The following is a 12,900-nucleotide window of genomic DNA, read 5'->3' on the forward strand; positions in this document are numbered from 1 at the left end:
GTCCTGGACGCGAGCCAGCCGAATTTTGTGTGCACGTATCACGGTACGCCGAGTTCGACGCAGCCGTTTTCGGTCAGTTCTCCTCGGCGACCTGTTCCGTTGCCACCGCAGCAGCCTGGGCGGCCGCGCTTCCGGGGCGCTTGCGAGCCACCCAACCCTCGATATTCCGCTGCTGGCCGCGGGCGACGGCCAGCGAACCCGCCGGCACATCCTTCGTGATCACGGAGCCCGCGGCGGTGTAGGCGCCGTCCCCGACCGTGACAGGAGCCACAAACATGTTGTCCGAACCGGTCCGGCAGTGGGAGCCGATCGTCGTGTGGTGCTTCGACTCCCCGTCGTAGTTCACGAAGACGCTCGCGGCGCCGATGTTCGTGTAGTCGCCGATCGTCGCGTCGCCCACGTACGACAGGTGCGGCACCTTCGTGCCCTCGCCGAGCGAGGAGTTCTTGACCTCGACGAACGTGCCCGCCTTGGCCTTCACGCCGAGGCGCGTGCCCGGCCGCAGGTAGGCGAACGGGCCCACCGTGGCGCCCTCGCCCACGGTGGCGGAATCCGCCACCGTGTTGTCCACCCGGGCGCCGGCGCGCACGGTCGTGTTCGTCAGGCGCGAGTTCGGACCGACCTCCGCGCCCTCCCCGATGTGCGTGGCGCCCAGCAGCTGCGTACCGGGGTGCACCACCGCGTCAGGCTCGAACGTCACGGTCACGTCGACGATCACCGAGGCCGGGTCCACGACCGTGACGCCGGCCATCATGGCCTGCTCCAGCAGCCGCTCGTTCATCAGCCTGCGGGCCTCCGCCAGCTGTACGCGGTTGTTGATGCCGAGGATCTCGCGGTGGTCGCCGGCCACGGACGCGCCGACCCGGTGACCCGCCTCGCGCAGGATGCCGAGCACGTCGGTGAGGTACTCCTCGCCCTGGCTGTTGTCCGTCCGCACCTTGGTCAGGGCGTCGGCGAGGAGCTGCCCGTCGAAGGCGAACACACCGGAGTTGATCTCGCGGATCGCGCGCTGCTCGTCGGTGGCGTCCTTGTGCTCGACGATCGCGGTCACGGCGCCGGTGGCGGCGTCCCGCACGATGCGCCCGTAGCCGGTGGAGTCCGGCACCTCGGCGGTCAGTACGGTCACGGCGTTGCCGTCGGCGGTGTGCGTCGCGGTCAGCGCGGAGAGGGTGGCGCCGGAGAGCAGCGGGGTGTCGCCGCACACGACGACGACGGTCCCTCCCCCAGAGCCTTCGGCCTGGGGGGACCCCCAGGCGTCGCCGAGCTCCTCGAGCCCCATGCGCACGGCGTGCCCGGTGCCGTTCTGCTCGGCCTGGAAGGCGGTGCGGGTGCCCGCGTAGTGCTCGCCGAGGTGCGCCTCGACCTGCTCCCGTGCGTGTCCGACGACCACAACGAGCTGCTCGGGACCGAGCTCGCGCGCCGCGGACACGACGTGTCCGACGAGCGAACGTCCGGCGATTTCGTGCAGGACCTTGGGAGTCTTCGACTTCATGCGGGTGCCCTCACCCGCTGCGAGGACGACGACGGCTGCCGGGCGATTGGCGCTCACGGGTATGCCCTTCGGCTTCGGGTGGTGGGACAACCGAAGGATACCGGGGGGTTTCGGGCCGGAAACGAGTGCGGGTCCCGACCGCGCAGGCCAGGACCCGAAGGTGGACAGCTCCCCCGCCAGGACTCGAACCCGGACATAAGGCACCAAAAGCCTCAGTGCTGCCAATTACACCACAGGGGACCGTAAAGACGACCAAACCGGACAAGCGGCCCGGTGTCTGTTGGGCACACAACACTATGCCGTACCGACCGCCCTCCGTGCGACGGTAAAGGCCGGCGCTGCCGGTGATATGGGCGACCCGGCAACGGGGGTGCGCCTCCCCGGTGTTCCCGCGGACGAAACGTCGGGCCGTGGTGCTCGCGGGCGGGCCGCCCGGACGGCTGCCTGTCGGCGCCGGCCGGCTCGGCCCGGCCGGAAGCGGTTGATCGTCGTCCGGTACGCGACCGTCCGGGTCGAAACTCTGGTCGATTCACCAGTTCGAGCGGATCTGGCGTATTCGTCCTCGGAAACGAGCTCGCCGGATGCTGTCGTGCTCCCGTGAAAATGACTGGCACCCGCCCGTAGGCTGGAACGCATGACCACAACGGGGGCACAGCAGGAGGCCTCGGGTTCGACCGCCCGGGGCCCGCTGTGGTGGAGACGGCGGCGCAGTGCCGTGCTGGACGTGGGACTTGCCGTCGCCTCCGCCGTCGAGTGCGCGCTACAAGGTGTCGGGTTCGCGGATCAGGCCGCGCTGCCCGTGCCGTTGGGCGTGCTGTTCGGGCTGGTCGTCGGATCCGTGCTGGTACTGAGACGCCGGTGGCCCATCGCCGTCGTCCTGGTGTCCATCGCGACCACGCCGGCCGAGATGGGTTTTCTGATGGGGCTCGTCGGGCTGTACACGCTCGCCGCCTCCGACGTGCCGAGGCGGATCACGGCGACGCTGGCGGGGATGGCCCTGTCCGCGACGTTCATCGTGACGTTCGTGCGTGTGCGGCAGGACGTGGAGGCGGGTGACTACAGCGCACCGTACGTGCCGTTGATGGCCGTCTTCATGTCGCTGGGGCTGACGGCCCCGCCGGTGCTGCTGGGCCTCTACATAGGGGCCCGCCGGCGTCTCATGGAGAGCCTGCGGGAACGGGCGGACAGCCTGGAGCAGGAGCTGTCGCTGCTGGCCGACCGGGCGGAGCAGCGGGCGCAGTGGGCGCGCCAGGAGGAGCGGACCCGTATCGCGCGGGAGATGCACGACGTGGTCGCCCATCGCGTGAGTCTGATGGTGGTGCACGCGGCGGCGTTGCAGGCGGTGGCGTTGAAGGACCCGCAGAAGGCCGTGAAGAACGCGGCGCTGGTGGGGGACATGGGCCGCCAGGCGCTGACGGAGCTGCGGGAGATGCTCGGGGTGCTGCGTTCCGGCGAGAGCGGGGTGAGGGCGCGGTCCGACGTGCCGCCGCTCGCCGCCGTGGGCGCGGCCGCGGCCGCGGCCGCGGCGGCCGCCGCGGAGGACGGGCCCTGCATCGCGGACATCGACGTCCTTGTGGGGCAGTCGCGGCAGGCGGGCATGGTGGTGGAGCTCGCCGTCCAGGGGGACGTACGGGCGTATCCGCCCGAGGTGGAGCAGACGGCGTACCGGGTGATCCAGGAGGCGCTGACCAACGTCCACAAGCACGCGGCCGGCGCCAAGGTGATGGTGCGCCTCGCGCATCGTGACGAAGAGGTCGCGATGCAGGTGGAGAACGGCGCCCCGGACGCGGCGGGCGGCGCGGCGGACGCCGGGCTGCCCAGCGGCGGCAACGGCCTGGTGGGCATGCGTGAGCGGGTGACCGCGCTGGGCGGGGTCTTCGTGTCGGGGCCGACGGACGCGGGGGGCTTCCGGGTGTCCGCGGTGCTGCCCGACCGCGCGGAGGTCAGCCTGAGGTGATCGGGGCCGGGCCGCGGGTCCGGGTGCCGGCCGCGTGCCGCGAATCCGGGCGGGCGCCGCGAACGCGGGCTGCCTGCCCGGCGCTGCATTGCCACGAATCCGGGCGGGCGCCGCGAACCCGGGCTGCCTGCCCCGCGCTGCATTCCGCGAAGCCACGCCGTCCGGCGCGGCGCCGTGGGCCGGGCGGTCGGGCCCGGGGCCGGTTCGGCGGCTCGGCCGCCGGGCGTGAAGCAGGGGCGCCGACCGTGCCTCGCACGCCACGTACACGGGCGGCGTGCGAAGCGGGGTGATGCGCCGCGACCCAGGGCTGCCAGCCAGCCAGCCGGCCCGGTCGGGGCGGGGCGCTCAGCACGGGGTGGGCCGGGTCAGGCGCGGGCGCTCAGCCTGGGGTGAGGCGGGTCGGCTGGACGCCGGTGACGAGGGTCGACAGGGCCTGGTCGATGTCGGCGCCGAGGTACCAGTCGCCGGTGTGGTCGATGCTGTAGACCCGGCCTTCCACGTCCATGGCCAGCACCGCCTGCTGGTCGCCCTCCATGCCGAGCGGCGAGATCTCCGTGTCGAGGGCCCGGCCGAGGTCGGCCAGGGTGCGGGCCAGATGGAGGCCTTCGAGGGGGTCGAAACGCAGCGGCGCGGGCGCGTGCTGCCGTCCCGGCCCGGGCGCGACGACGGTCAGCCCGCCGAACTCGGCCCACGCCTCGACGACCGCCGGGAAGACCGTGTGCTGATGGCCGGCCGGCGAGACGTGCGCGCGCAGGGTGTCCGCCCAGTGCTCGGCCTGCTTGATGTCCCAGCGGCCTGGCTGCCAGCCCGCATCGCGCAGCGCGGCGTCGACGGCGACGGGGAAGCGGGTGGTGCTGAGGTGGTCGGGCATCGGTCGCGGGTCAGCCGTTCTCGGGTGCGGTCGGGGCGACGGGGCGTACGCCGAAGTGGTCGAGCATCGCGGTGCACGACCGGCAGGGCGGGGCGTAGCTCCCGTGCAGGGGGTCGCCGTCCTCGCGGATGCGGCGTGCGGTGAGCTTCGCATGCTTGAGGGCGCGTCTCGCCTCGCCATGGGTGAGGGGCTTGCGCTGCGCGCGCTTGGAGCGCTGGGTCTCCGCCGCGGTCAGATGACGGGAGAGGAGGATCGCCTCCGGGCAGCGCCCTGTGAAACGTTCGCGCTGACCACTCGTGAGGGTGTCGAGGAAATCCTGTACGAGTGGATGGAGGACCGGCGGCTGGTCGCCCTTCCCGGCCGTGCAGGTGAGGGTCTCGCCGCGCACGGAGAGTGCGGCCGCCACGGCGGGCAGGATTCCGTCACGGCGGTGCCGCAGGCCGGGCGCCCGCCCGGACCCGTCGGCGCTCCAGCTGAGGCGTGGATCACCCGATGTGCTTGGTTGCGCTGTGTGCATGGTGTTGCCGTCCCTCCCGTGCACTCCCCCGTGGTGCGGTAGACAGCCTGCCAAATGGGGTGCCTGGTAAGGAAGCTGGGTAGCTGAAACGTGTCGCCGGGGTGTCACCTCATGGGCTTTCGGTCACTCGAAAGTGACTCTTCGTTACGGAACCGGAGGCCAGGCAGTCACTATTGCCGCACCGCTTAGGCTGTGCTGAACCAGCCAGAAGCCAGCAGGGGGCAGAACGCCATGACGACAGGTCGGCAAGGCCTGGGGGCAGCTACGGGCCCCGGGGCCGGTGCGGGTACCGCGCCACCGAATGCGGCCTACGCCGGGCAGGTCGTGCACTTCCCGGACCCGGTCCGTGCCTCCCGTCACCCCAGAGGGGTGCGGGTCGACGACGGGGGATACCCGGACTTCTCGCCGTACGCCCGCGCGGCCGCGGAGATCGCGGAGCCTCCCGAGGGCTTCGGCGTGGACGAGTTGCGCCTCACGGACTTCGTCTCCGCGAACGCCGCCCTGGCCGCGGACGGGCACCCCCTGTGGGACACCGTCCCGGCGGTCGCGACGCCCCACGGCTGGACGTGGCACCACGTCCCGAACTCGCGGCGGCTGGAGCTCGTGCCCGTCGAGGTGAAGGCGCTGCTGCGGCACCACGGCGGTCTGACGACGGCGGCCGTCGACCACTCCAAGCGGGGCACGCGCCCGCTCCAGGAGACGCGGCCCGCCCACTTCGGTCTGCCGAAGGGCGCCGTGTCGGTGACCGAGCAGCAGCTGCGGCACGTCGAGGAGGACCTCGGATACCGCCTGCCCGGCGCGTACCGCTCCTTCCTCAAGGCCGCGGGCGGCTCCGCCCCGGTCGGCGCGGCGCTCGACGCGGAGCTGGGTCTGCTGGTGGACCAGCCGTTCTTCACGGTCCGCGAAGAGGCCGCGGTCAACGACCTGGTGTACGTCAACAAGTGTCTGCGTGACCATCTCACCAAGGACTATCTGGGCGTCGCGTTCGTCCAGGGCGGGATCCTCGCGCTGAAGGTGCGGGGCACGGACATCGGTTCGGTGTGGTTCTGCGCGTACGACGACGCCCGCGACCAGGACGGGTGGCACGTGCAGGAGCGCGTGGAGAGGCTGCTGCTGCCCTGCGGCGAGGACTTCGACGCGTTCCTGCAGCGGCTCGCGGGCAATCCGCCGGAGCTGGAGACCGTGGCGAATCTGATGGTGGACGGCGGCTTCGCGCGCGCCGTTCCCGTTTCGGGCGAGGGGTGATCGACCGGTGGTGACTTTCGCGCAGGCGCAGGAGCGCGCCGAGGAGTGGGTCAACGGTGACGTGCCCGCGTACCAGCACCGTGAGGTGCGGGTCCGCGAGTTCGACCTCGGTTTCGTCGTGTGGGCGGAGGACCGCGAGCAGGGTGCCCGTTCGGACGGCGGCCGCCAGCGGCTGGTGATCGCCAGGGACAGCGGTGAGGCGACGCTGTGGCCGGGGCTGCCGGTCGGTGAGGTGATCCGGCGGTACGAGGAGGAGTACGGGGCCACCCAGGACGCCTCGCAGGCTCCGGCGCCGGAAGCGCCGCAGCGCATAGACCTGAACCAGACGTCGTTCCTGTTGAGCCCGCCCGAGTGGCTCCAGGACGCGGCGGACCGGATGGGCATCCCCGACCGGCGCTCGTCGCCGGACTCCCCGGCTCCGGCGGGGCCTTCGACGCCCGCCGAACCCGCGGTTCCCGCCGCGGCCGCGGACGAGTCGCCGGCCCCCGCTGCCGGGGCGTTTGACGACCAGGGTGCCGTCGGAAGCAACGCCTCGCAGTCGACGGGCAGTTCGGCTGCCTCATCGCTGTCCTCCTCGCCCTCGTCCGCTCCCTCGTCCTCTTCTTCTTCCGCTGCCTCCGCGTCGTCCTCGGCCGGCTCCGGGTGGCCGGAGGCCGGTTCCTCGCAGGGCGCGGACGCGTCACGGGGCGGATCCGCGTGGCCGAGTGCCGGGGCGGTGGACTACGAGCCGACCGCTTCCGACGGGGTGCCCGCCACGCCGTCCGGGGGCACCGGATGGACGGACACCAGTTCAGCGGGTCCCGACGACGCGTCCGTGCCGCTGCCGGCCACCGTGTTCGCGCCGCCGGTCTCGCTGGACGACAGCAGCACACCGCCGCCCGTCGGGGCCGACGCGCCCACGGCGCTGATGTCCGGCGGCAGCCAGCTGCCGAGGACCGCGATCGTGCCGGGTCTGGGCGCGCAGCCGCAGCCGGAGCCGTCGCGGCAGCAGCAGACGCCGCCGCCCGCCCCGGGCGCCGGAGCGGCCGACATCGCCGACGCGGCGACGAGCAAGGCCGTCCTGCCGCCGCGCGGTGCGCGCGGCGGCACCGGCTCCACGACCCCGCCGCCGCCCGGTGCTCCCGGCACCCCCGGCGCACGGCCGGGCCCCGGCGCGACTCCGCCGCCCTCGGGCCCGGGCGCGCCCGGCGCTCCGGCGGGCGGTTACCTGCCCACCCAGCTCGTCTCCCAGCTCGGCCCCGAGGGTCCGCAGCCGCCCGGCCCGCCCGGTCCGCCGAGGCCGCCCGGTTCCACGCCGCCGCCCGGTCCGCCGGCGCCTCCTGGTTCCACGCCGCCGCCCGCCGGCGGGGTGCACCAGGCCGCGACCATGCTCGCCGGCCCCGCGCAGATGGGTCCTGGGGCTCCGCAGCCTCCCGGTCCGCCCGGTCCGCCGAGGCCGCCCGGTTCCACGCCGCCGCCCGGTCCGCCGGCGGCTCCGGGCTCGACGCCGCCTCCTGGTTCCACCCCGCCGCCCGCCGGCGGTGTGCATCATGCGGCGACCATGCTGGCCGATCCGAGCCAGATGGGTCCGGGGGCTCCGCAGCCTCCCGGCCCGCCCGGCTCGCCGGCGCCTCCCGGTTCCACGCCGCCGCCCGCCGGCGGGGTGCACCAGGCCGCGACCATGCTCGCCGGACCGGCCCAGATGGGTCCCGGGGCTCCGCAGCCGCCCGGCCCGCCCGGTCCTCCCGGCGCCCCCGGTCCGGTACCGAACGCGCCGCAGCCTCCGATGGGCGGCGGCCGTCCGCCGTACGGCTACCCGCAGCAGCCCACCGGCGTGCCGACGGTCGGCCCCGGCTACCAGGCCGTGCTCCGTTACCGCGCGCCCGACGGGTCGGAGGCCCAGCTCATCCGGCGTTCCGCGCCGGGCACGCCGCACCCCGAGTGGCAGATCCTGCACGAGCTGCGCGCGATGAACGTGCCGCCGCAGCAGGTGCTGGAACTGCACACGGAGCTGGAGTCGTGCGAGCTGCCGGGTGCGTACTGTGCCCGGATGATCCGCGAGACATGGCCGCAGGCGCGGATCACGTCGATCGCCTCGTACGGCAGGGACCACGCCTCGCGTCAGCAGGGCATGCAGCAACTGCTCTCGCACCAAGGCGAGTTGCACCAGGTCGCGGACGGGCCCGCCCGCCCTGCGCCGGTGCGCTCCCCGCTGCCGCAGGTGCCGCCGGCGCCGCCGATCCCGCCGGAGGGCGTGGCGCAGGAGCTGGTCGGCGCGTTCGGACCGCAGGGTCTGTGCCGGTTCGACCAGCGGGCCGTGTCGCGTCAGGGTGTGCCGGAGATCGTGGCGGCGACCCTGGTGTGGGCGGGGCTGCCGGGCGACTTCAACCCCTTCTTCTGGGCGCAGCCGGCCCAGCCGGTGGTGCCGACGCTGGCGGAGCTCGCCGCCCAGCGGCAGGTGCAGCCGGCGTCCGACGCCGGTTCGTACCTGGTGATCGGCAGCGACTTCGGCCGGGCGATCTGCGTCCAGTACGGCACGGCGCACATCGTGGCGGTGCCGGTGGAGTCCGGTCCGGGCGGTCAGCCCGTGGCCCCGCAGTTCGTGAACACGGGCCTGCCCGAGTTCACGCGCTCTCTCGCCCTGCTCGGCCGTATGTGGCGGCTGCGCTTCGGCCTCACACCGGAGCAGGCGGGCCGCTGGACGGTCGACTTCCAGGCCCAACTGGCCGCCCTGGACCCGGCGGCGCTGGCGTCGCCGGAGAGCTGGTGGTCGGTGCTCCTCGAGCAGATGTGGGACGGCCTGCTCTAGGTCCTGGCGGTGTGCCCCCGGCTCGTACGGCCGGGGGCACACCGCTCGTTCGCACCTCGGTGCCGGAGACCGTTGGTATGCCAGGCGTGAGCCCGTACACCGGAGCGGTGTTCGACGAGGGGGTGCGAGCCGGAGTCGCCGGCGAACGTCCTGCCGCCTGTGGTCCCCGACGGCTTGGCCGAGACGGTCCCCTGGGCCTCGCCACCGGTTCTGCGGGCGATTCTCCGGGCCGTCCACGCCCACTTCGACGAGGAGCACCGAGGTCGGCCACGTGCCGAGCACGAAGGGCCACTCCACACGTCCCGATCCACGCCGCGGTCCGGCCCGGCACGGAGGTCGACCGGCCCGCGCCGTACCCCCCGGGCGGTCCCGGCTACCGGCTCCGGCCGGGCAACTCCGCAGGCACTGACGTCATGACGCACGAGGGCGCCCCGTCCGTGGCCCACGGACCGGGCGCCCCCGTTCGGCGTGCGGTCAGGAGTTCGTCGGCGCCCCCGCGAGAATCGTCGGTTCCAGGTCCTCGTAGCGGGCGCGCTGGGCCGCCGCGTCGTTGTCGTAGAGGACCGTCGCGAGCCAGCCGGCGAGGAAGCCCAGGGGGATGGAGACCAGGCCGGCCGTGGTGTAGGGGAACCAGTTGAAGTCCTGGTCCGGGAAGACCGACTGCGGTGATCCCGACACCAGGTTGCTCCCGGCCGTCAGGACGAGCGCGGAGACGGTGCCCACGATGAGCGTGGCGAGCAGTCCCGTACGGGTGTAGCGGCGCCAGAAGAGGGTGTAGACGAGGGCGGGGGCGACCGCGGACGCGCCGATGCAGAAGGACAGGGTCAGCAGCGCCTGGAGGTTCAGGTGCCTGGCGCCCGCGGCGATCGCGATGGCGACGAGGCCGACGCCCGCGGCGGCGGCCCGGGCGATGACCATCTCGGCGCGGTCCGTGAGCCTCGCGTCGCGCAGCCCGTGCGCGATCAGGTCGTGGGCCAGGGTGTTGGCGCACGCCAGGGTGATCCCCGCGACGGAGGCGAGCAGCGTGAGGAAGATCGCGGTGGCCACGGCGGTGAACACCAGCGTCTCGACGGTGTTCGGGTCGGGGCCCATGACCGCCTGGCTCACCATCAGGAACGCGGTCTTGCCCTGCGGGTCCCCGGCGGCGAGTTCCTTGTGCCCGACGAGCGCGGCGGCGCCGAAGCCGATCACCGCGATCAGCAGGCAGGTGACGACGACGATCGACACGGCCCAGGACATGGAGCGCCGCACGGCCCTCGCGTTGCGGGCGGTGAACATGCGCATCGTGATGTGGGGCAGCACCGCCGCGCCGAGCACGACGGTCAACTGGGTGCTGACCATGTCGAGTCCGTCGCCGCCGAACTGCAGCCCGGGCGTGAGGTACGCGTCCCTCAGCCCGCTGCCTTCCTTGGCGGCGTCGAGCAGCGCGGGCGGGCTGAAGTCGAAGCGTTCGAGGATCAGTACGGCGATGACGGTGGCCGCGCCGAGCAGGACGACGGTCTTGACGATCTGGATGAAGGCCGTGCCCTTCATGCCGCCGATCGCCGCGTACGTGATCATCAGCAGTCCGAGGAACACGATCGACCCGGTCTTGAACCCGTCGGCGTGGAAGCCGAGGACGACGGCGAGCAGGTCGCCCGCGCCGGCCAGCTGGAAGATGACCAGCGGCAGCAGCGCGGTGAGGGTGACGGCCGCGGCGGTGATCCGTACGACGGGGCCCGGGGCGCGGCGGCCGAAGACGTCGCCCATGGTGAACCGTCCCGCGTTCCGCAGGGGTTCGGCCAGCAGGAACATCATCAGGACCAGCGACAGCACCGTGCTCAGGGTGAGGGTCAGGCCGTCGTACCCGAGGAGCGCGATGATGCCGATGGTGCCGAGCACGGTTCCGGCGGAGATGTAGTCGCCCGCGATGGCGAGCCCGCTCTGCATGGGGGTCAGGGAGCGGTAGCCGGTGTAGAACTCGCCGAGGTCGTCCCGGTCGGGCCCGGTCATCACGCACAGCAGCAGCGTCACGGTGATGACGGCGATGAACGCCATGAGGGACATGGTCTGGGCCTCGGAGCTGAATCCGTTCACGCGCGCGCCCCTCCCATCGGCTGCCGTCCGCCGTGCTGGGCGGACCGCTCGGCGCGTTGCCTGACGGAGGCGACGAGCGGGTCCACGCGCCTGCGGGCGATCCGCTCGTAGACGGCGATGGCCGCCAGCGCCACGGGCAGTTGGACGAGCCCCAGCACCAGTCCGCCGGTGAGGCCGCCGCTGACCTCGCCGGTCATCGACGAGGGGGCGTAGGCGGACAGGAGCAGGAAGAGGACGAAGTAGCCGAGGGCGGTGAGCGTCGAGACGCGCCGCAGCCTGCGATAGGCCGAGCCGAGGCTTTGCAGTTCGCGGACGTGCCCGTCGTCGGCCTGGTGGTGCTGCGGGCCGTGCGGCCGGTCCCAGGGCTGCGGTTCGAAGCCCCATGCCGGGTCCGCCGCCTCCTGGCGGTGCCTGCCGGGGGCCCGTGGCTGCGGCGGCGGATCAGGGAAGAGCTGGTGGTGGTACGACATCGACTTGCTCCTTGCCGCCCCGAGGGTGGGCGGGTGGCGCTGGTGGTCCGCGTACGTTACTCACGGGTAGAGCGAAGAAGTAAGGCCTTGCCGACCCGCTGGTATGTCAGTTCGGTGACGATCCTGTGCAGGAGCGAACGGACCGGCGGTAACAGGGGTCAAATGCCGTGCTTGCCGGGAATTCCCGGAAGGTCTCCGGCTTCTTCCGTGCCGGTCGCGGACTCACCGGCCGGTTTCGGCAGATCCGTGCGACGCGGGAGCAACAGCGGAGTGGCCAGGAGCAGCACACCGGCCGCCCCGATCGCGGCTCGCGCGCCGATGGCGGCGGCCAGGACACCCCACAGCGCGGTCAGGACGGCGATCGCCCAGGCGTTGGTCGCGCGCCACGCCACCAGGACGCGGGTGACCTGCTCGGCAGGCACCCTCTCGAGGCGCTCTGTCGCGAAGAGCGGGTTGAACACGCCCATGCAGGTGATCAGAACCAGTTCGACGGCGAGGACGACGAACATGCCCGCGGTGCCCGGGGTCACGAGGACGAGGCCGATCGGCCACATCGCGCGCAGCACGCCCGACACCAGCAGCACGCGGCGGTGCCCGTGGCGGGCCGCCAGGCGGGGAGCGAGCCGGGCGCCGAGGAACCCGCCGAGACAGGGCAGGCCGAACGCGAGCCCGTACTGCCATGCCGACCAGTCCAGGTCGCCGAGCAGCAGAACGGCCAGCAGTGGTTCGGTCGCCATGATCAGTGCGTTGACGGTCACGGTGTTCCAGAACAGCGGACGCAGGTCGCGGTCGGCGAGGATGAACCGCCACCCGTCCAGCACGGCGGTGGACCGGGGCCTCGTCGTGGCCCGGGGCGCTGTCCCCGTGCCGTGGTCCCGGATCGCGCCGATCGCCAGGGCGGACAGCAGGAACCCGGCCGCGTTGGCGATCACGGTGGCCACCGGCCCCAGCAGGGTCACTGCCGCGCCGCCGAGGGTGGGGCCCACGGCGGTGGCGGTCCAGGTGGTCGACTCGAAGCGGGCGCCTGCGACAAGGAGCTGACCGGGGGTCACCAGCGACCTCAGATACGCGCCGCTCGCGGCGGTGCCGGCGATGTTCGCCGCAGCCCCGACCACGGAGACGGCGAGCAGTTGGGGGTACGTCAGCAGCCCTGCGGCGTAGGCGACCGGGATGCTCAGGAGGGCGGCGAACCGGACGGCGTACGTGGCGATCAGGACCGGTTTCCTGCGCCGTTGCTCGATCCACTGGCCGAGCGGCAGGGCCAGCATCGCGCCGGCCGCCGGGCCGGTGGCCGCCAGTGCGGAGACCGCGGCCGGGCCGGCGCCGAGGACCTGGATGGCGATCAGCGGGAACGCCCCGAACGCGAGCCAGGTGCCCACGGTGCCGGTCGCGTAGGCCGACCACAGCAGTCCGAACGAGCGCCCGAGCCGCTGCCGTCCCACAGTGGTTCCTCCTGCCGCAGCGGATCGTTGACGAGAGGATTC

General features: G+C 73.0%; 9 protein-coding genes and 1 tRNA gene. 3 read left to right on the forward strand and 7 right to left on the reverse strand.

The annotated features are described in order from the left end of the window. Positions 1–73 precede the first annotated feature (73 nt). Positions 74–1,549, reverse strand: coding sequence for a bifunctional UDP-N-acetylglucosamine diphosphorylase/glucosamine-1-phosphate N-acetyltransferase GlmU (gene glmU, locus SPRI_RS21870; protein ID WP_005316593.1), 1,476 nt, complete (start codon positions 1,547–1,549; stop codon positions 74–76). Positions 1,550–1,660: 111 nt separating this feature from the next. After that, a tRNA-Gln gene (locus SPRI_RS21875) sits at positions 1,661–1,732 on the reverse strand. A 394-nt stretch (positions 1,733–2,126) separates the two neighbouring features. Between SPRI_RS21875 and SPRI_RS21880 the strand changes: the two genes are divergently transcribed. Continuing rightward, positions 2,127–3,449, forward strand: coding sequence for a sensor histidine kinase (locus SPRI_RS21880; protein WP_053557200.1), 1,323 nt, complete (start codon positions 2,127–2,129; stop codon positions 3,447–3,449). Between the two features lie 379 nt (positions 3,450–3,828). Here the strand turns inward: SPRI_RS21880 and SPRI_RS21885 are convergent, their stop codons facing one another. Together SPRI_RS21885 and SPRI_RS21890 are read right to left on the reverse strand one after the other, a co-directional pair. Further along, entirely contained in the window at positions 3,829–4,320 is a 492-nt protein-coding gene (locus SPRI_RS21885) for an SUKH-3 domain-containing protein (RefSeq protein ID WP_005316599.1), read from the reverse strand. A 10-nt stretch (positions 4,321–4,330) separates the two neighbouring features. Next, positions 4,331–4,837 (reverse strand): YwqJ-related putative deaminase, encoded by a 507-nt coding sequence (locus tag SPRI_RS21890; RefSeq protein WP_037774454.1) that lies wholly within the window; start codon positions 4,835–4,837, stop codon positions 4,331–4,333. 231 nt (positions 4,838–5,068) lie between these two features. Here SPRI_RS21890 and SPRI_RS21895 point away from each other — a divergent pair, with 231 nt between their 5' ends. Both SPRI_RS21895 and SPRI_RS21900 read left to right on the forward strand, forming a co-directional pair. Then, entirely contained in the window at positions 5,069–6,082 is a 1,014-nt protein-coding gene (locus tag SPRI_RS21895) for an SMI1/KNR4 family protein (RefSeq protein ID WP_078951276.1), read from the forward strand. Between the two features lie 7 nt (positions 6,083–6,089). Beyond that, the gene (locus tag SPRI_RS21900) at positions 6,090–8,870 is read left to right on the forward strand and encodes an SUKH-4 family immunity protein (protein ID WP_053557202.1); all 2,781 of its coding nucleotides are present in this window, start codon (positions 6,090–6,092) and stop codon (positions 8,868–8,870) included. A gap of 474 nt (positions 8,871–9,344) precedes the next feature. Here SPRI_RS21900 and SPRI_RS21905 read toward each other — a convergent pair whose 3' ends face one another. The 3 genes from SPRI_RS21905 to SPRI_RS21915 all read right to left on the reverse strand — a co-directional run bounded on the left by SPRI_RS21905 (position 9,345) and on the right by SPRI_RS21915 (position 12,858). After that, on the reverse strand, positions 9,345–10,946 hold the full coding sequence (locus SPRI_RS21905) for a sodium/solute symporter (RefSeq protein WP_053557203.1): 1,602 nt from the start codon (positions 10,944–10,946) through the stop codon (positions 9,345–9,347). Next, entirely contained in the window at positions 10,943–11,416 is a 474-nt protein-coding gene (locus SPRI_RS36515) for a DUF485 domain-containing protein (protein ID WP_005316612.1), read from the reverse strand. Before SPRI_RS36515 ends, SPRI_RS21905 begins: the two co-directional genes overlap by 4 nt. A gap of 158 nt (positions 11,417–11,574) precedes the next feature. Then, positions 11,575–12,858, reverse strand: coding sequence for an MFS transporter (locus SPRI_RS21915; protein ID WP_005316615.1), 1,284 nt, complete (start codon positions 12,856–12,858; stop codon positions 11,575–11,577). Positions 12,859–12,900: the final 42 nt, after the last annotated feature.

Origin of the sequence: Streptomyces pristinaespiralis (genome assembly GCF_001278075.1) — a bacterium.
GTDB lineage: Bacteria > Actinomycetota > Actinomycetes > Streptomycetales > Streptomycetaceae > Streptomyces > Streptomyces pristinaespiralis.